This is a genomic window from Curvibacter sp. Hmag1.1 (assembly GCF_059769165.1).
In genome coordinates this window covers 922695-941604 of sequence record NZ_JBMBGX010000002.1, presented here as the reverse complement: position 1 = coordinate 941604, position 18910 = coordinate 922695, and the positions used below count along the sequence as shown (strand labels likewise).

The window sequence follows — 18910 nt, the reverse complement described above, 5'->3', positions numbered from 1 at the left end:
CGCTAAGGAGATTGACCATGACCCCGTCTGAAAAACCCTCTGTGCGCGGCGCCCCTGTGGTGACTGCGCTACGCGTCATTCCGGTTGCCGGACATGACGGCATGCTGATGAACCTGAGCGGTGCCCATGCACCTTTCTTTACCCGCAACATCGTCATCCTGACCGACAGTAGCGGCAACACCGGTGTGGGCGAAGTGCCCGGCGGCGAGAAGATCCGCCAGACGCTGGAAGATGCTGCCTCCTTGGTAGTGGGTCAATCCATCGGCAACTACAACGCCATCCTGAACCGCATGCGCGAAGCCTTTGCTGCCCGAGATAGCGAGGGTCGTGGCCTGCAGACTTTTGACCTGCGCGTGGCGATTCACGCAGTGACCGCCGTGGAAAGTGCATTGCTCGATTTGCTGGGCAAATTCCTGGGTGTTCCGGTGGCGGCCTTGCTAGGCGATGGCCAACAACGCAGCAGCGTCGCGGTGCTGGGCTACCTGTTCTATGTGGGCGACCGCCAACAGACCGATTTGCCCTACATCAGCGAGCCGGATCAGGCAGATGACTGGAAGCGCCTGCGCCACGAAAAAGCCATGGATGCAGACGGCGTGGTGCGCTTGGCAGAGGCCGCTTTTGCGCGCTATGGCTTTCAGGACTTCAAGCTCAAGGGCGGTGTGCTGCGCGGCGAAGAAGAAGTGGAGGCCATCCGCGCCTTGCATGCCCGCTTCCCGCAAGCCCGCATCACCCTGGACCCGAACGGTGGATGGCTGTTGAATGACGCGGTGCGCCTGTGCCGCGACTTGCATGGCGTGATGGCTTACGCCGAAGACCCTTGTGGTGCAGAAGGCGTGTTCTCCGGCCGCGAAGTCGTGGCCGAGTTCCGCCGCGCCACTGGCCTGCCCACTGCCACCAACATGATTGCCACCGACTGGCGAGAGCTGGCCCATTCGCTGGCCTTGCAGTCGGTGGACATTCCTTTGGCCGACCCGCATTTCTGGACCATGCAGGGCTCCGTGCGGGTGGCGCAGGTCTGCCAGACCTGGGGCCTGACTTGGGGTTCGCATTCCAACAACCACTTTGACGTGTCGCTGGCCATGTTCACCCATGTGGCAGCCGCTGCACCGGGCAAGGTCACCGCCATTGATACGCACTGGATCTGGCAGGACGGCCAGCGCCTCACCACAGACCCGCTGCAGATTGTGGGCGGGCAGATTACGGTGCCCACCACACCCGGTTTGGGTGTGGAGCTGGACATGGTCGAAGTGGAAAAAGCCCACCAGCTCTACTTGCAGCACGGCCTGGGCGCACGTAATGATGCGATGGCCATGCAGTACCTGATCCCCGGCTGGAAATTCGACCCCAAGCGCCCCTGCCTCGTGCGTTGAGGCTTGAATTGGCCTCTGGCGCCCGTCGATATTGCGCGAGCAGCTCCTATTTCAGGAGCAAACTCGCGCTATTGCCTTTAGCTACTGCGCAGGTGAGGTCAATGGACTGCAGCCGCTGCCAGCTGCAGCGCCAGCCGGTTGTGGCGCTCCATCAGCGGGCCAAGGTCTACCGTTTCCAAGTGACCCTCGCGCACCACCACCTTGCCGTTGACGACCGTGTAGTCCGCCTGCGGACTGGCACACAGCAGCAGGCTGCCGACAGGGTCGTGCACCGCGCCACCGGCAAAGCCCAGCGTATCCAGATCAAACAGCACCAGGTCCGCACACATGCCCACCGCCAAGTGGCCGATGTCCTTGCGGCCCAGTACTTGCGCGCCGCCCCGGGTGGCTACGCTCAGGGCATCCCGGGCCGTCATCTCGGCCGGGCCCAAATCGCAGCCGAAGAAGGTGCGGCGTTCGCCAGTGGGCAACACACGCTCTTCGGGTGGCTGCATGGCGCGGCCCACGCGGGCCAGCAGCAGGGCCTGGCGGGCCTCGTTCACCATGTGGGCCGCGTCATTGCTGGCGCTGCCGTCCACACCCAGGCCTACCGGCACGCCGGCGTTCAGCATTTTGCGTATCGGCGCAATACCGCTGGCCAGTCGCATATTGCTGCACGGGCAGTGCGCCACGCCGGTGCGGCTGGCGGCAAAGAGGCTGATGCCCTCGTCGTCCAGCTTCACGCAGTGGGCGTGCCACACGTCCTCACCCAGCCAGCCCAGGTCCTGGGCGTATTGGGTGGGGGTGCAGCCGAACTTTTCGCGGCTGTAGGCCAGGTCGTGGTCGTTTTCCGCCAGGTGGGTGTGCAGGCGTACTCCCTGACCCTTGAAGTTGCGGGCCAGCAGGGCGGCTTCGCGCATCAGTTCGCGGCTCACGCTGAACGGGGAGCAGGGCGCCAGCGCCACATTCAGCATGGAGCCCCAGCTCGCATCGTGGTGCTGCTCGATCAGCCGTTGGCTTTCTTTGAGAATGAAGTCTTCTTGTTCTACCACCCGGTCCGGAGGCAGGCCGCCTTGGCTCTGGCCCACGCTCATGCTGCCGCGGGTGGCTACGAAGCGCATGCCGATCTCGGCAGCCGCGCCAATGCTGTCGTCCAGCCGAACGCCGTTGGGATAGATGTAGAGGTGGTCGCTGCTGGTGGTGCAGCCGCTCATCAGCAGTTCGGCCATGGCGATCTGGGTGCTCACTTGCACCATCTCGGGCGTCAGCCCGGCCCAGATGGGATACAGCCCGCGCAGCCAGCCGAACAGCTCTGCGTTTTGCACACCGGGTATGGCCCGCGTAAGGCTCTGGTACATGTGGTGGTGGGTGTTCACCAGACCGGGGGTGACCAGATGGCGCTGAGCGTCAATCACCTCATCGGCCTCAAGTGCATGCGGCGGCAGGTCGGCCATAGCGCCAATGAAAGCGATGCGGTTACCCTCGATATAAATCGAAGCGTTGCGCAGCTTGGTGGAGTGTGCCGGGTCAGCGTGGTCGAAAGTGGCCGAATCGAATGTGGCGATGGCGCGCGCGTTGTGGATCAGCAAAGTGCCCATGAATGTGTTTCTCCGTCAAACAAGTCTCCCACCGGCAAAGGTGGCTCCTGTCGAGGCCGAATCCCGCTGGCAGGCCAGATTGGCTGCCAGAGGCGAGCACCACGTTGCCGAGCATCCCGGGCTGTGCTGTTGCGCAGTGCGCCCCTGAATTTTGCCCCATTTACTTTTGCATCAAGCGATGAACATGCCAAGTACTGAAACCCATCCCCAAGCCCCTGCGCATTTCTCTGACATTGCCCCGCGCGAGTTGCTGAGCCAGCTGTACTGGGCCGCAGTGCGCCAGGCGCTACCCGCGCATACGCTCAACCACTACCTGCCTGAGCCGCCCAAGGGGCGCACGCTGGTGCTGGGCGCAGGCAAAGCCGGTGGCTCCATGGCCCATGCGCTGGACGCGCTGTGGCCCCAAGACCTGCCAATGTCGGGTCTGGTCGTTACCCGCTACGACCACACCCCGCCGCTACCGGCAGACGCAGCTCCAGCCCGCATAGAAGTGGTGGAAGCCGCCCACCCGGTGCCTGACGCTGCCGGCTTGGCCGCAGCCCAACGCATCTTGGCCTTGACCCAAGGGCTCACCGAGGACGATTTGGTGATTTGCCTCATCTCCGGTGGCGGCTCTTCCTTGCTCACGCTGCCTGCGCAGTGGGAGGTGGACGGCGTGCAGGGCGGCATCAGCCTGGAGCTCAAGCAGCGCATCAACAAGCTCTTGCTGGAGAGCGGCGCCAGCATTCAGGAGATGAACTGCGTGCGCAAGCACCTGTCCGCCATCAAGGGCGGTCGCTTGGCCGCAGCCTGCTACCCCGCCAAAGTGGTGACGCTGCTGATCAGTGATGTACCGGGCGACGACCCCAGCGTCATCGCCAGCGGCCCCACGGTGCCGGATCCCACCACCTGTGCGGACGCGCTATCAATTTTGAAGCGCCTCGCGCAGGATGCATCAGCGCTGGAGGCCGATTTCGTTCTCAAAGCGCTGGAGTCCGGTGTATTGGAAACCCCCAAGCCCGGCGATGCCGTGTTTGCCAACAACACGGTGCACCTGATCGCCGCGCCCCAGCAGTCGCTCGAAGCTGCTGCCGATCTGGCCCGCAGCATGGGCCTGCATGCCTACATCCTCAGCGATGAGCTCGAAGGCGAGTCCCGCGAAGTGGGCAAGGTGCATGCCGCCTTGGCCCGCACCGCGGCGCTCAAACCTGCTTCGGCTGTGCAACCCTTTGCCAAGCCTTGTGTGATTCTGAGCGGCGGCGAAACGACGGTCAACGTGCGCCCGCGTCGAGAGGGCGCAGCAAAAGGTCGCGGCGGACGGGCCGGTGAGTTCTGCATGGGGCTGGCTCTCGGGCTGCAAGCGCAGCCCAAGGTGTGGGCGCTGGCCGCCGACACCGATGGCATTGACGGGGTAGAAGACAACGCCGGTGCGCTGGTCGCCCCGGACACCCTGGCGCGCGCAGCGGCAGCCGGCGTTTCCCTGAGCGACTGCCTGGACCGCAATGACGCGGTGGGCTTCTTCCAGCCGCTGGGGGACCTGTTCACCACCGGCCCCACGCATACCAATGTGAACGACTTCCGGGCGATTCTGGTGTTGTAAACGGCGCAAGCCCTGCGGTCGGGCACGCGAAAGTTTGATCTGTCTCAAGGCGGCGCCTGCCGACGGCGGGCACAGTGAAGTCCATGTTGGCACCTGTACCTACCGCAATTCAATCGCTTTTGACCCACAGCAACCCCGAGCGCCGGGTCGCTGGCAGCGTGTTGCTGCGGCGTGGCGACACGACTGCCGCAGCCTGGTATCTGGAAAGCGGGCGCGTCATCTTTGGAATCAGCGGTACCCCGGGCAACCGGGATGAACTGCTGGAGCACCAGCTCGGCCAGATGCAAGGGCCCGGTTGGGTAGACCCCACGGCCGCCGTGCTGGAAATGCCGGCTGCCATGGATGTGGTGGCCCAGACCGATGTGGTGCTGCGCCGCATTCCCATGGCGGATTTTCAAGCGGCGTTGGCCGCCAACCGCCAACTCAGCACCACCATGCTCACGGGCGTGGCGCAGGCGCACCGCGAGCAAACCGAGCTGGCAGTGAGCCGCTTGGCCAAGGGCGCCGAGGCGCGTTGTGCTGAATGGCTGCTGCAACATGCCGAATCGAACGACAAAGGCGGTTGTGCGGTGCAGCTGCAACAGCGCAAACGCCTGATTGCCGCCCAGCTCGGCATCGCACCTGAGACGCTGTCCCGCGTGCTGCGCCACCTGCGGGAGCGCAGCCTCATCAGCGGCTCAGGCCGTACGGTGAATCTGGTCGACCCCGGCGGTTTGCGTTCGCTGGCCGGGGTGTAGTTCCACCCTGTAGGCGCTCAGTCCTTGAGCGCTTTCAACACATTCTCAGCCGTGGCCGGCGCCGTGAGTTGCACGGCGGCACCCGGGCCTTTGGCTTGGGCTACCGCATCGCGCAAAGCTTCAAACACGCTGATACCCAGCATGAAAGGCGGCTCGCCTACCGCCTTGCTGCCGAACACGTTGTCTTCGCGGTTGGGTTCGTGCCAGAGGTCCACCTTGAAGTGTTCCGGCACATCCGCCGCGGTGGGGATTTTGTAGGTGCTGGGCGCGTGGGTGCTGAGGTAACCCTTGTCGTTCCAGACCAGTTGCTCCGTGGTAAGCCAGCCCATGCCCTGCACAAAGGCGCCTTCAATTTGCCCCACGTCGATAGCGGGGTTGATGCTGCGGCCCACGTCGTGGAGGATGTCCACTTTGAGTACCTTGCTCTCGCCGGTGAGGGTGTCGATCACCACTTCGGTGCACGCTGCACCATAAGCGAAATAGTAGAAGGGCCGGCCCGTCAGCGTCGTCTTGTCGTAGTGGATCTTGGGCGTGCGGTAAAAGCCGTCGCTCCAGAGCTGAATGCGGTTGGCATAGGCCATTTTCACCACGTCGTCGAAGCTGCGGGTGGTGGTGGGCGAGAACACTTCTCCATGCTTGAAGCGCACGGCCCCTGCGCCGCAACCATCGAGCCCGGCCACAAAGGCGGCCAGGTTGTCGCGCACATTGCGGGCTGCAAACTGGGCCGCGCGGCCGTTCAGGTCGGTACCCGCACTGGCCGCAGTGGCCGAAGCATTGGGCACTTTGCTGGTGTCACTGGCGGTGCTGAGCACCCGGGTGAAGGGAATGCCCAATTCGTCCGCCACGATCTGGGCGACCTTGGTATTCAGGCCCTGACCCATCTCGGCGCCGCCATGGTTCACCTGCACGCTTCCGTCGGTGTACACATGCACCAGCGCGCCAGCTTGGTTAAACAGCGTCGCCGTAAAGCTGATGCCGAACTTGACCGGCGTGATGGCGATGCCGCGCTTGAGCACCGGGCTGGTCTGGTTCCATGCCGAAATGGCCTCTACCCGCCGTCGATACTGCGCGGACAGCTCCAATTTTGATAGCAAAGGCTGGAGGATGTTGTCCTCCACCTTCATCTGGTAGTGGGTGGTGTCGCGGCGGATGGGATTGGCGGTATCAGTGCCGGGGATGGCCTCATCGCTGTACAGGTTGCGCATGCGCACATCCAGCGGGTCCATCTGCAAGGCACGGGCAATGTCGCCCATGACGGCTTCAATCAGCACCACGCCCTGCGGGCCGCCGAAGCCACGGAAGGCGGTGTGGCTCTGGGTGTTGGTTTTGCAGCGGTAGGAGGTGATGTCCACATCCTGCAGGTAGTAGGCATTGTCGGTGTGGAAGATGGCGCGGTCCGCCACCGGGCCGGACAGGTCGGCGCTGAAGCCGCAGTTGACCGCCATTTGCAATTTGAGGGCGGTCAGGCGGCCGGTATCGTCAAAGCCCACGCTGTATTCGTACGCAAAGGGGTGGCGCTTTCCGGTGACCATGAAGTCGTCGTCCCGGTCCAGCCGCAGCTTCACGGCGCAGCGGTGTTTGGCCGCCGCAATGGCCGCCCACACGGCCAGATGGCCGGCTTGCGTTTCCTTGCCGCCGAAGCCGCCGCCCATGCGCCTGCATTCCACCTTGACGGCGTGGTTGTCGATGCCCAATGCGTGGCTCACCCAGTGCTGCACTTCCCCGGGGTGCTGGGTGCTGCTGTAGACCACCCACTGGTTCTGCTCTTGCGGCAGCACATAGGCAATCTGGCCCTCCAGATAAAAGTGCTCCTGCCCGCCGACTTCCAGCGTACCGTGCAGGGTGTGGGGCGCGCTTTTCAGGGCCGCATCCGCATCACCGCGCCGAACGTTGACCGGTGGCAGCACAAAGCTCTTGGCGCGTATGGACTCCTGCACAGACAGGATGGCCGGCAAGGGCTCGATCTTGAGTTGCACTTTGCGGGCGGCATGGCGGGCCTGCATCACCGTTTTGGCAAGCACCACGCCCACCACCTGGCCCACGAACTGCACGGTGTCCAAGGCGAACACCGGCTCGTCGCCGGCAAAGGCGGCCAGCATGGGGTCGCCGGGAATGTCCTCCGCCAGCACCACGTCCACCACGCCGGGCATGGCGCGCGCTGCCGTGCTGTCCACGCCCAGCAGCTTGCCGTGCGCATGGGTGGAAAGAATGGGCGCGGCATACAGGGTGCCTCGCACCTCGGGCAGGTCGTCGATGTAATGCACCGCGCCGGCCACCTGGGCCACGGCGCTCTCATGGAACTGATTGACGCCGGCGGCCGGGCCGCGGGGGGCGGGCACGGCGGCGGCCACCTCGGGGGAGAGCGTAGGCATGAGCGTTGAAATCATGGGGGAGGCAGTCATGCGGCTTCTCCTGTCAGCACGTAGCTCTCTAGATTGATGGCGGTAAGGCCCTGGCTTTCCAGCCAGTAGCGCTGCAGCAGGTTGCCCAGCACCTCCACCCGGTAAGCGCTGCTTGCGCGCATGTCGGAAATCGGGCTGAACTCGCCTCGCAAGGTGGCCTGGGCGGCTTTCACTGTGGCAGCACTCCAGGGTTTGCCCAGCAAGGCTACCTGCGTTTTGAGCGCACGCACTGGTGTGGCTGCCACACCACCCACCCCGATGCTGGCGTGGGTGACTATGCCGCTTTCGATATGCAGGTTCAGCGCGAGGCAGACGGCAGAAATGTCGTCTTCAAAGCGTTTGGAAATCTTGTAGGCGCGTGACCGCTCGTGGGGCAATGTTTTGGGCACCTTGATCCAGGCCAGCACTTCGTCCGGCGCCATGACGTTCTGGCGGTAGCCGGTGTAGAGGTCCTCAAGGCGCAGTTCGCGGTGCACCGCTTTCGCCTTGTTGCCTTTGCCGCGCCAAGCCATCAGCACCACGCTGGCGCCAAGAGCAATCAGCAGGGGCATGGAGTCGCCAATCGGCGAGCCATTGGCCACATTGCCGCCTAGCGTGCCCGCGTTGCGCACCGGAAGGCCGGCAAAGCGGCTGGCAAAAGTGGCCAACTGCGGCCGGTCCGCCACCAGGGCGGCAAACGCATCCGTCAGGGTGACGGCGGCCCCTATGGCGATGTGGTGCGGGTACTGCTCCACGCGCCGCAGTTCGGCCACTTGGGTCACATCCAGCACGCGGGCGAAATCCTTGTGCATCTTGGTGACCCACAGGCCTACGTCGGTGCAGCCAGCGACGATTTGCGCTTGCGGGTACTGGGCCCGCGCCGCCAGCAAGCCCGCTAGCGAGGTAGGCGAAATGTAAGAATAATCGGTCGCTAGCGCCCGTCCCTCCTGCGCGAGAAGCTCCAATTTTGATAGCGTTTCGGCTTCGCGCAGGTCCACGGCGGGCTGGCCCAGCATGGTCTGGGCAGCATCCAGGATAGGGCGGTAGCCGGTGCAGCGGCACAAGTTCCCACTCAGGGCGTGCAGGGCGTCGTCCCGCGTAATGGGGGCACCGGCATGGGCGTGTTGCCGGTACAGGTCAAACAGGCTCATCACAAAGCCGGGGGTGCAAAAGCCGCATTGGGAGCCGTGGCACTGCACCATGGCTTCCTGTGCGGGGTGCAAGCGCCCGTCGTCGGCGGCAATGTCCTCTACCGTCCACAGTGCTTTGCCATTGAGGCTGTGGGCCATCTTGATGCAGCTGTTGACCGCTTTGGTCTGCAGTTCGCCGTTGACGGATTCGCCCACGACTACGGTGCAGGCACCGCAGTCGCCTTCGTTACAGCCCTCTTTGGTGCCCGTGCAATGCAGGTCTTCGCGCAGCACCTCCAGCAGGGTGCGGGTGGGGGGAACATCGTGCAGCGTGACGATTTCGCCGCGGCGTACAAACTTCAGGGGAGTGGTGGTCATGGAGTGTTTCCTCGTGCGGGAGGGTAATCCGGGTGTTGTTCCGTTTCCATACGCATTAGCATATGGGTCCAATTGAACGCTGTGTATGAGAGACCAATCCCTTTTCGACAAGATAGACCTTCATTTGATCAGGGTCCTTCATACCGTGTTAACCGAGCGCAGCGTTTCGAAAGCCGCCATCCGTCTGGGTATGCACCAGCCGGCGGTCAGCGCATCGCTCAAACGCTTGCGGGACTTTGCCGGCGACCCCTTGTTGGTGCGCTCCGGCTCCGGCATGGTGCCCACCGAGACGGCGCTGCGCATGCTCGAGCCCAGTGCCAGCATATTGCGTGCCGCGGAGATGTTGTTCTCGGATGCGCGGGGTTTCGAGCCGGAATCGGCACGCAACACGTTCCGATTGGCAGCCAGCGACTACCTGGACCCCTTGTTTCTGCCCCGTCTGGTGGCCCAGATCAAGGAAAAGGCGCCGATGGCAGAAATCGACATCCATCCCCTGAGTGGCGCGGCGGATTACCGCACCCAGCTGGCGCAGGGCGATATCGATGTGGTGATCGGCAACTGGCCACAACCCCCTGACGACCTGCACCTGGGCCGGTTGTTCGGGGACGAAGTGGTGTGTCTGGTGTCCAACAAGCATCCGGCCGTGCGCCGCGGCTGGGACCAGACCCAGTGGCTGGAAGCTGAGCACATTGCACCGGGCGCTACCCATCCGGGTGCCAAGGGCGTGATCGATGACCACCTGAGCGGTCTCGGCTTGCAACGGCACATCGTGGCCCGTTGCCCGCATTTCAGCCTGATTCCGGGCATGGTGGCATCAACCTTGCTGGTGTTGACTACCGGCCGTCAGTACTGTGAACGTTTTGTGGACACACTGCCGGTCACAATATTGCCTTGCCCTGTGGAGTTTCCCCGCATGATGTACTACCAGCTCTGGCATGCCCGCACCCACACCAGTGCGTCAAATAAGTGGCTGCGTGAGCGCATCAAATCGGTGGCCGCAGAGCTCCGAAAAGAATAATTAAAGAAGACAACACGCCTGTATGGAATCCACTTCGCCTCCGACTGCCGTGCCGCGGCTGCAACTCACCGGCATCACCAAGGCCTACCCCGGCGTGATCGCCAATAGCGATGTATCGCTCACGGTGCTGCCCGGCCAGACCCATGCCGTGCTGGGCGAAAACGGTGCCGGCAAGTCCACCTTGATGAAGATCATTTATGGATCCATCAAGCCCGATGCCGGCCAGGTGCTGTTCAACGGCAAGCCCGCCAATATCCGCAACCCCAAAGAGGCGCGGGCCCTGGGCATCAGCATGGTGTTCCAGCACTTCAACCTGTTTGACACCATCACCGTGGCGGAGAACGTGTGGCTGGGTCTGGACAAGGCGCAAAGCCTGGAACAGGTTACCGCCAGCATCACCGCCAAGGCGGCCGAATACGGCCTGGACATCGACCCCAGCCGCCCAGTGCACACCCTGAGCGTGGGCGAGATGCAGCGGGTGGAAATCATCCGTGCCTTGCTGACCAACCCGCAGTTGCTGATTTTGGACGAGCCCACCTCGGTGCTGACACCCCAGGCGGTGGAGAAGCTGTTTGTGGTGCTTAAAAAGTTGGCCTCGCAGGGCTGCAGCATTTTGTACATCTCGCACAAATTGCATGAGATCCGTGAGCTGTGCAATGCCTGCACCGTGCTGCGCGGCGGCAAGGTCACCGGCGTGTGCAACCCGGCCGAAGAGTCCAACGCATCCTTGTCCCGCTTGATGATTGGCGCAGAACCACCCCAGTTGGAGCATCGCCCCCAACAAGCCGGCTCTCCGGTGCTCACCGTCAAAAGCCTGAGTCTGGCCCGCGAGGACCAGTTCGGCGTTGACCTGAATGGCATTTCTCTCACGGTCCATGCGGGTGAGGTGGTGGGCATTGCGGGTGTATCCGGCAATGGCCAGAAAGAACTGCTGTACGCACTGTCCGGGGAAGATGTGCGCGCACCCAAGGGCAGCGTCACCATGGGCAAGGCGGATGTGTCTTCCTTGCACCCTGGCGGCCGGCGCAAGCTGGGCCTGCACTTTGTGCCCGAGGAACGTTTGGGGCGCGGTGCGGTACCCACACTGAGTCTGGCCCAGAACATGTTGCTGACCCGCACGGAGTCCATCACGGCACCAAAATTTGCCGGCGGCTGGATCCGGGTGCGCCAGTTGGAAGACCATGCCGCGCGCATCATCAAGGCTTTCAACGTCAAGGCCAATGGCCCCACGGCTGCGGCGCGCTCGCTCTCCGGCGGCAATTTGCAGAAGTTCATCGTGGGCCGCGAGATCGATGCAGCGCCCAAGCTGTTCATCGTGTCCCAGCCCACCTGGGGTGTGGACGTGGGGGCTGCGGCCCAGATCCGGGGCGAGATTCTGGCCCTGCGCGATGCCGGTTGCGCGGTGCTGGTGGTGAGCGAAGAGCTCGACGAATTGTTTGAGGTCAGCGACCGGTTGCATGTCATCGCACGCGGGCGCTTGTCGCCGTCCGTGCCGGTGGCGGAGGCTACGGTGGAAAAGATCGGGGAATGGATGAGTGGATTGTGGGAAGGTGCCGGCGCAGCTGCAGCCACCTCTGTGGAGGTGGCCCATGGCTAAAGTCGGTTTGAAACTCGAAGCCCGCCCCCAGCCGTCCAAGGCCTGGGGCTACGGCTCCCCGGTGCTCGCGCTGCTGGTGACGGTGCTCATTGGTATTGTGTTGTTCATGGCACTGGGCAAAGACCCTGTGCGGGGTCTGCTGGTGTTCTTCTGGGAACCCATCAAAAGCGGTTACGCCCTGGGTGAATTGGTAGTCAAAGCCACGCCTTTGCTGGTGATTGCGCTGGGCTTGGCCGTGTGTTTCCGCTCCAACGTGTGGAATATCGGTGCCGAAGGGCAGTACATCATTGGTGCCATTGCAGCAAGCGGCGTCGCCCTGCTGGCAGAGAAGACCACCGGGGGCTGGATCGTCGTACCCGTGGTGCTGGCCGGCATTGCCGGTGGCATGGTGTGGGCCGGACTCACGGCGTTCTTGCGCGATAAATTCAACGCCAACGAGATTCTGGTGAGCCTGATGCTGGTGTATGTGGCAGTGCAAGTATTGGGCTATCTGGTTTACGGCCCCTGGAAAGACCCCTTGGGTTACAACTTCCCCCAGACCAAGACCTTTGAGGCAGCGACCCGTATTCCCCGCTTGTTCCAGGGCTCGCGCATGAGCATCGGCGTGTTGTTCGCGCTGGTAGGTGTGGCCGGGGTGTGGATTTTCCTGTTCCGAACCCGCGCAGGTTTTGCCCAGCAGGTGGGTGGCTTGGCGCCAGCAGCTTCCCGCTATGCAGGTTTTTCATCCCGCAAGGCGCTATGGACGGCTTTGCTGGTGTCCGGGGGCATGGCAGGTTTGGCGGGAGCGCTGGAAGTGGCTGGCCCCATCGGGCAGCTGACACCGTATGTGCCGGCCGGTTACGGCTTTGCCGCCATCATCGTGGCGTATGTGGGGCGTTTGCACCCTGTGGGTATGGTGTTCTCGGCGCTGCTGATGAGCATGTTCTACATCGGTGGCGAATTGGCCCAGTCCCGTTTGGGCTTGCCCAAGTCCCTCACCGGCGTATTTCAGGGCCTGTTGTTGTTCAGTCTGCTGGCCTGCGACACCTTGGTGAATTACCGCCTGAAATGGGTCTCCGCCGCAGGAGGTAAAAAATAATGGATGCATACGCACTGCTGATCGCAGCGACTTTGAATGCCGGCACCGTGCTGGCCATCGCCTCGCTGGGCCTGTTGATCAATGAGAAAGCCGGCATCGTCAACCTCGGTGCCGAAGGCATGATGTTGTGTGCCGCTATTGCCGGTTTCGCCGCCGTCGTGCATACCGGTAGCGATGTGGCGGGCTTTGCGGCCGGCATTGCCGCCGGAGCGGTCATGGCGGCCATCTTCGGGTTGCTGGTGATCTGGCTCAACACCAACCAGTACGCCACCGGTTTGGCGCTCAGCTTGTTCGGTGCGGGTTTCTCGGCGTTCGCAGGGATTTCGTATGTGCAGGAAAAAATGCCGGAGCGGCCCAACTTTGCCATTCCCGGCCTGTCGGACATCCCTTTTATCGGCCCTGCATTCTTCAAGCACCACCCCATGGTGTACCTCACGGTGCTGTTCGCCTTGGGATTGATCTGGTTTTTGTATCGCACCCGCGCCGGCTTGATTCTGCGTAGCGTGGGCGAGAGCCCGGAGTCTGCCCATGCCCTCGGGTACCCGGTGCGCGCCATCCGCTTAGGCGCGGTGGTGTGCGGCGGCGCACTTTGTGGCTTGGCAGGTGCCTATATTTCGGTGATTTACACGCCCCTGTGGGTGGAGGGCATGGTTGCCGGCAAGGGCTGGATTGCGCTGGCCCTGACCACCTTCGCCACCTGGCGCCCGGCACGGGTGTTGCTTGGTGCGTACCTGTTCGGGGGCGTGACCATGTTGCAGTTCCATCTGCAAGGTATCGGGGTAGAAGTGCCAAGCCAGTTCTTGACCATGCTGCCCTATATTGCGACCATTGTGGTCTTGGCCCTGATTTCGCGTAATCCGCGTTGGATCCGGATTAATATGCCTGCTTCCATCGGCAAGCCGTTTTATCCGGGCTCGTGATGCGCGATTGTTTCGTTTCCAACCCTCGTTTTTTTATAAGGAAGTGACATGACAGATTTGCAAAAACGTTCCTTGCTGAGGGTAGCGGCCCTCACGGCCGTTGCTGGTGCAGCACTTGTCGGCTGCGGCAAGAAGGAAGAGCCGGCTCCTGCGCCCGCACCGGCTCCCGCAGCCTCTGCGCCTGCTCCCAAGGCAGAACCCCTGAAAATCGCGTTTGCCTACGTCGGTCCTGTGGGCGACGGCGGCTGGACCTTTGCGCACGACAACGGCCGCAAAGCCCTCGAAAAAGAATTCGGCGACAAGATCGTCACCTCTTTCGTGGAAAACGTGCCTGAGTCTGCTGACGCTGAGCGTGTAATCCGCGAAATGGCCAGCAGCGGCAACAAGCTGATTTTCGGCACCACCTTCGGTTACATGGAGCCCATGCTCAAAGTGGCGCCCGAGTTCAAGGACGTGAAGTTCGAACACGCCACCGGCTACAAGCAAGCCGAGAACATGCGCACTTACGACAGCCGCACCTACGAAGGCGCGTACATGGCTGGCGTGATCGCAGGCAAGATGACCAAGACCGGCACGCTGGGCGTGGTGGCTTCCATCCCAATTCCTGAAGTGATCCGCAACATCAACAGCTTCACATTGGGCGCACAAAGCAGCAACCCCAAGGTCAAGACCAAGGTGGTGTGGGTGAACGGCTGGTTTGATCCACCAAAAGAAACCGAAGCCGCTACCTCCCTGATCAACGGTGGTGCTGACGTTCTGTTCCAGAATACCGACTCTCCTGCTGTATTGAAGACTGCAGAAGCCAAGGGCAAGCGCGCCTTTGGTTGGGATTCCGACATGACAGCCTACGGCCCCAAGGCCCACTTGGCTTCTGCCGTGATCAACTGGGGTCCTTACTACATCTCCGCGACCAAGGCCGCGCTGGATGGTTCCTGGAAGGGCGGCACCGGTTCCTGGTTGGGCGTGAAAGATGGCGCGATCGATATCGTTTCCATCGCTGAAGACGTGCCCGCTGAAACCAAGGCCAAAGTTGAAGAAGTCAAGAAGGGCTTGGCCGATGGCACCTTCGCCATCTGGAAAGGTCCTCTGAAGGACAACACCGGCAAGGATGTCTTGAAGGAAGGCGAAACCGCTGACGACAAGTTCCTCTCCGGCGTGAACTTCTACGTCAAGGGCGTGGAAGGCAAGGTTCCCGGCGCCAAGTAATGGTGACCCGGTAAATGAAAGGGCCGCCCAGTGCGGCCCTTTTTTGTTCATGTGCAGCGTGCACATGGCACGAGACTGGAAAGCAGACCTTTGAAAGAACATTCACTCTGGCACCCCGTGATGGCCAGCACCAGCCTGACCGATGCACCCCTGGCAATCACCTTGCTTGAGCAGGAGCTGGTTCTCTGGCGCGACGCTACGGGTTCGGCACATGCTTGGGCGGACCAGTGTCCGCACCGTGGAGCAAAACTCTCCCTCGGGCGTGTTTGTGCGGGCCGGCTCGAGTGCCCGTACCACGGCTGGCAGTTTGAAGCGGGAGGCCAGTGCGTGCATGTCCCTGCGGTGCCGGCCTTTGTGCCGCCTGCGAGTCATGCGGTGAGCACCCATGCAGTGGTGGAGGCCTATGGCTTGCTCTGGGTGCAATTGCAGCCAGAGGCTGGAGTGCCATTGCCGGCGTTTGTTGCCGAGACCGACACGCAGTTGCGCAAAGTGCTGTGCGGCCCGTATGACGTGGCGACCAGCGCGCCGCGCATTGTCGAAAACTTTTTGGACATGGCGCACTTCGGCTTTGTGCACGAAGGCTGGTTGGGCATGCGCGAAGCCACCTCCATCGACGACTACCGGGTCGAGCCCACGCCTACCGGCTTGCTGGCCACCCAGTGTCGTGCCTGGCAGCCGCAAAGCAATGTGCACTCCACCGCCCCTGCACAGGTGGAATACACCTACGAAGTCGTCGCAGCGTATACCGCTGTGCTGACCAAGGTACCGGATGCGGCCAGTGTGGCGCTGCAGGGCTTCCGCGAGTCCATCGCTTTGTTCATCTGTCCGACAGCACCCGAAACCAGCCGTGTCTGGTTCCGCTTGGCCATGGCGGACTTTGACTCGCCCGACAACAAGCTGCAAGATTTTCAACACACCATCTTCATGCAAGACAAGCCGGTGCTCGAATCCCAACGGCCGCGCCGTCTGCCTTTGGATGTGCGCGCCGAAGTACACACCATGGCGGACAAAGCTTCGTCCGCCTACCGTCGCTTTTTGAAGCAAGAAACAATCACTTTTGGAGTCTGCTGATGCGCACCCATCCCAACGTTCCCACCGTCGCCGCCGATCGCATGCCCGCTCTGTTGCGCGCCATGCCCAAAGCCGAACTGCATATGCACATCGAAGGCTCGCTGGAGCCTGAGCTCATGTTTGCACTGGCCAAGCGCAACAGCGTGCCCCTGCGCTTCCCCAGTGAACAAGCGCTGCGCGACGCCTACGTGTTCAACAACCTGCAAGAGTTTCTGGACATCTACCACGAGGGCACCATGGTGCTGAAGACCGAGCAGGACTTCTACGACATGACCTGCGCGTACTTGGCCAAGGCGCAGGCCGATAACGTGTTGCACACCGAAATCTTCTTCGACACCCAAACCCACACCGGCCACGGTTTGAGCGCCGAGACGGTAATCAACGGCCTGTACCGCGCCTGCGCGGATGCACCCGCCAAGTTCGGCATGACCGCCTCGCTGATTTTGTGTTTCCTGCGCCACTTGAGCGAAGAAGAAGCCTTTGAATGCCTGGAGCAGGCACTACCACTGCGCGACAAGATTGTGGGCATTGGCTTGGCCTCCAGCGAAGTGGGGCACCCGCCCGAAAAGTTTGCCAAGGTCTACGCCCGCGCCCGCGAGTTGGGCTTCCGGTTGGTGGCGCACGCAGGTGAAGAGGCGCCCCCCGCCTACATCTGGAGCGCGCTGGATGTGCTCAAGGTCGAGCGCATCGACCACGGCGTGCAAGCCATCCACGATGCAGCCCTGATGCAGCGCCTGGCCGCTGACAAGATGCCGCTCACCGTGTGCCCGCTGTCCAACCTGAAGCTGCGCGTGTTCCCCACACTGGCCCAGCACAACATCGGCACCATGCTGGACGCCGGCATCGTGGCTACTGTCAACTCCGACGACCCGGCGTACTTCGGCGGCTACCTGAACGAAAACTTCACCCAGACATTTGCCGCCCTGGGCCTGAGCGCCCAGCACGCGTATGCGCTGGCGCGCAACAGCTTTGATGCCAGCTTTATCGACGCATCCCTGCGCCAGAAGTACGTGCAGCGCTTGGATGATGTGTTTGAAACCTTTCGTTAAGGGTATGTTCTGGTACTGGGGGGCCTATGCGTATTGCTGTTGCACTGATCTTGGTAACCATGATGGGACTGGCAGCTGCTGAAGAGAAGGCAGTGAAAACTCATGGTGGAGAACTGCGTTACGGGAAGAACGAAACATCCGGTACATGCTCGATTTCTCTATCGCGGAGAACGCTGGTTCAGTTTGACTGTGCTGACGCCTATTTGCCGGAGTTGATTTTTCAGTCTAGCCAGCATGCAAAAGAGCAAGGTCAGGTTCTGGTTATCCAAGAGAATCCCATGGGCAACGCGTGCAATGGTGGCCCGATCTATGTCATCGGCATCACAGCTGACGGATCAACGGTGACCTCACCCCGTATTGATTTTTGCGGGGGGAAAGCCCCAGTCTTTTCTGAGCAAAAGGAAGGTCTGCGGATCACCTTTCCCGGCGGTGGTCGTAACCACGGCAAGGGCAAGACGCCCGATGAGGTCTGGCATTGGTCGCGGGGGCAACTTAAAAAGATAAAGTAAATCGGCCTCTAGCGCCCGTTCTTTCTGCGCGGGCAGCTATCAAATAGATAGTATTCGCAGCGCTGTATACCGTTGGTAGGCCCGCACGGTAAAATCCACCCCAAGGCCCGCTGCTCCGGCGGGCCTTGCCTTTTGTGTTCCGGAGCCATGTAGAGGACTACCATGTACAAAAACCTCGCCGCCACACCTGTGGCCGCTTGTTGTTTCTCCCGCTCATTCGCTGTGGCTGCGTAACGGCCATGGCATACCAAGTCAAAGAAATTTTCTACACCCTGCAGGGTGAAGGCTCGCACGCAGGGCGCCCCGCCGTGTTTTGCCGCTTTGCAGGTTGCAATCTGTGGTCCGGCCGGGAGCAGGACCGCGCCACCGCCGTCTGCAAGTTCTGCGATACCGACTTTGTGGGCACTGATGGCACGCTGGGTGGCAAGTTCAGCACCGCGCAGGCGCTGGCCGAGCGCATTGCGGCGCAGTGGCCGGCTGGCGACACAGCCCACCGCTTTGTGGTGATGACCGGCGGCGAACCGCTGCTGCAGGTGGACACCGCGCTGATAGACGCATTGCACGCTTTAGGCTTTCAGATTGCAGTCGAAACCAACGGCACCGTGTTGGTGCCTGAGGGCATCGACTGGATTTGCGTGAGCCCCAAAGCCGGCTCGCAGTGGATCCAGCGCCAGGGCCACGAACTCAAGCTGGTGTGGCCGCAGGCCGGCATCACCCTGGAAGAGTGTGAGGCGGCAGACTTCAAGCACCGTTACCTGCAGCCCATGGACAGCCCGCAGCGCGCGGCCAACATCGAGACCTGCATCACCCAGTGCATGCAACGCCCGGCGTGGCGCCTCTCCCTGCAAACCCACAAGATCACAGGCATCCGATGACACAAGCCCCCGCCATTCCGCTCCCCCGCAGCTGCGAGGTCAGCCAGAAGTTCTTCTTTGATGCTGCCCACACCTTGAAGCGCACGGTGGATGACGCCGAAGAGATCGCCGGAAGCCGCCGCATCCACGGCCACACCTACCATGCCGAAGTGACTGTGGCCGGCAGCGCCGATGCAGACACCGGCATGGTGGTGGACCTGGGTCATTTGCGTAACGCCATTCAGGTGCTGCGACCTCAGCTGGACCACCATTTGCTCGACGAAGTGGAAGGTTTGGGCCCCGGAACGCTGGAGAATCTGGCTGCTTTCATCTGGCGCGCCATGGCTGCTGAATTTCCGGGCCTGTCGCAAGTGCGCGTCTGGCGCGACGGCATCGGCGACAGCTGCACGCTGCGCGCCCACTGATTGTCCGCGCTTGGTACAGACATTGCTGCTA

General features: G+C 62.2%; 16 protein-coding genes. 13 read left to right on the top strand and 3 right to left on the bottom strand.

Translation table 11 applies throughout. From position 1 onward, the window contains the following. Window positions 1-17: 17 nt before the first annotated feature. A complete protein-coding gene (gudD, locus tag ACOAP0_RS04945; RefSeq protein ID WP_498375339.1) occupies window positions 18-1370 on the top strand; it encodes a glucarate dehydratase in 1353 nt (450 codons plus the stop codon). Window positions 1371-1468: 98 nt separating this feature from the next. On the opposite strand, the gene ACOAP0_RS04940 is transcribed toward gudD, so the two are convergent. Further along, window positions 1469-2947, bottom strand: a complete 1479-nt coding sequence (locus ACOAP0_RS04940) for an 8-oxoguanine deaminase (RefSeq protein ID WP_498375340.1) — start codon at window positions 2945-2947, stop codon at window positions 1469-1471. A 178-nt stretch (window positions 2948-3125) separates the two neighbouring features. On the opposite strand from ACOAP0_RS04940, the gene ACOAP0_RS04935 reads away from it, so the two are divergent. Together ACOAP0_RS04935 and ACOAP0_RS04930 are read left to right on the top strand one after the other, a co-directional pair. Then, window positions 3126-4526 carry a glycerate kinase type-2 family protein gene (locus ACOAP0_RS04935; RefSeq protein ID WP_498375341.1) on the top strand — a complete coding sequence of 467 codons (1401 nt, stop codon included), beginning with the start codon at window positions 3126-3128 and terminating at the stop codon, window positions 4524-4526. 83 nt (window positions 4527-4609) lie between these two features. After that, entirely contained in the window at window positions 4610-5263 is a 654-nt protein-coding gene (locus tag ACOAP0_RS04930; RefSeq protein WP_481872744.1) for a Crp/Fnr family transcriptional regulator, read from the top strand. A 17-nt stretch (window positions 5264-5280) separates the two neighbouring features. Here the strand turns inward: ACOAP0_RS04930 and xdhB are convergent, their stop codons facing one another. Next, the gene (gene xdhB / locus ACOAP0_RS04925) at window positions 5281-7650 is read right to left on the bottom strand and encodes a xanthine dehydrogenase molybdopterin binding subunit (RefSeq protein WP_498376092.1); all 2370 of its coding nucleotides are present in this window, start codon (window positions 7648-7650) and stop codon (window positions 5281-5283) included. An 11-nt stretch (window positions 7651-7661) separates the two neighbouring features. Then, a complete protein-coding gene (gene xdhA, locus ACOAP0_RS04920; RefSeq protein ID WP_498375342.1) occupies window positions 7662-9152 on the bottom strand; it encodes a xanthine dehydrogenase small subunit in 1491 nt (496 codons plus the stop codon). Window positions 9153-9237: 85 nt separating this feature from the next. On the opposite strand from xdhA, the gene ACOAP0_RS04915 reads away from it, so the two are divergent. The 10 genes from ACOAP0_RS04915 (at window position 9238) to ACOAP0_RS04870 (ending at window position 18879) form a co-directional block, all read left to right on the top strand. Continuing rightward, window positions 9238-10170 carry a LysR family transcriptional regulator gene (locus ACOAP0_RS04915; protein ID WP_498375343.1) on the top strand — a complete coding sequence of 311 codons (933 nt, stop codon included), beginning with the start codon at window positions 9238-9240 and terminating at the stop codon, window positions 10168-10170. A 22-nt stretch (window positions 10171-10192) separates the two neighbouring features. Next, complete coding sequence (locus tag ACOAP0_RS04910) at window positions 10193-11767, top strand: ABC transporter ATP-binding protein (protein ID WP_498375344.1); 1575 nt, start codon at window positions 10193-10195, stop codon at window positions 11765-11767. Next, window positions 11760-12845 carry an ABC transporter permease gene (locus ACOAP0_RS04905; RefSeq protein ID WP_498375345.1) on the top strand — a complete coding sequence of 362 codons (1086 nt, stop codon included), beginning with the start codon at window positions 11760-11762 and terminating at the stop codon, window positions 12843-12845. Before ACOAP0_RS04910 ends, ACOAP0_RS04905 begins: the two co-directional genes overlap by 8 nt. After that, window positions 12845-13765, top strand: coding sequence for an ABC transporter permease (locus tag ACOAP0_RS04900; RefSeq protein ID WP_087494766.1), 921 nt, complete (start codon window positions 12845-12847; stop codon window positions 13763-13765). The genes ACOAP0_RS04905 and ACOAP0_RS04900 overlap by 1 nt, the downstream gene beginning before the upstream one ends. A gap of 48 nt (window positions 13766-13813) precedes the next feature. Next, complete coding sequence (locus tag ACOAP0_RS04895) at window positions 13814-14971, top strand: BMP family ABC transporter substrate-binding protein (RefSeq protein ID WP_498391334.1); 1158 nt, start codon at window positions 13814-13816, stop codon at window positions 14969-14971. Window positions 14972-15061: 90 nt separating this feature from the next. Beyond that, window positions 15062-16042: an aromatic ring-hydroxylating dioxygenase subunit alpha gene (locus ACOAP0_RS04890; RefSeq protein WP_498375347.1), complete on the top strand. Its 981-nt coding sequence runs from the start codon at window positions 15062-15064 to the stop codon at window positions 16040-16042. Further along, entirely contained in the window at window positions 16042-17091 is a 1050-nt protein-coding gene (locus ACOAP0_RS04885; protein ID WP_498375348.1) for an adenosine deaminase, read from the top strand. The genes ACOAP0_RS04890 and ACOAP0_RS04885 overlap by 1 nt, the downstream gene beginning before the upstream one ends. 26 nt (window positions 17092-17117) lie before the next feature. Further along, window positions 17118-17600: a hypothetical protein gene (locus ACOAP0_RS04880; RefSeq protein WP_498375349.1), complete on the top strand. Its 483-nt coding sequence runs from the start codon at window positions 17118-17120 to the stop codon at window positions 17598-17600. Between the two features lie 239 nt (window positions 17601-17839). Further along, window positions 17840-18475 (top strand): 7-carboxy-7-deazaguanine synthase, encoded by a 636-nt coding sequence (gene queE / locus ACOAP0_RS04875; RefSeq protein ID WP_498375350.1) that lies wholly within the window; start codon window positions 17840-17842, stop codon window positions 18473-18475. After that, complete coding sequence (locus ACOAP0_RS04870; RefSeq protein ID WP_138514644.1) at window positions 18472-18879, top strand: 6-carboxytetrahydropterin synthase; 408 nt, start codon at window positions 18472-18474, stop codon at window positions 18877-18879. Before queE ends, ACOAP0_RS04870 begins: the two co-directional genes overlap by 4 nt. The last annotated feature ends 31 nt before the right edge of the window (window positions 18880-18910 follow it).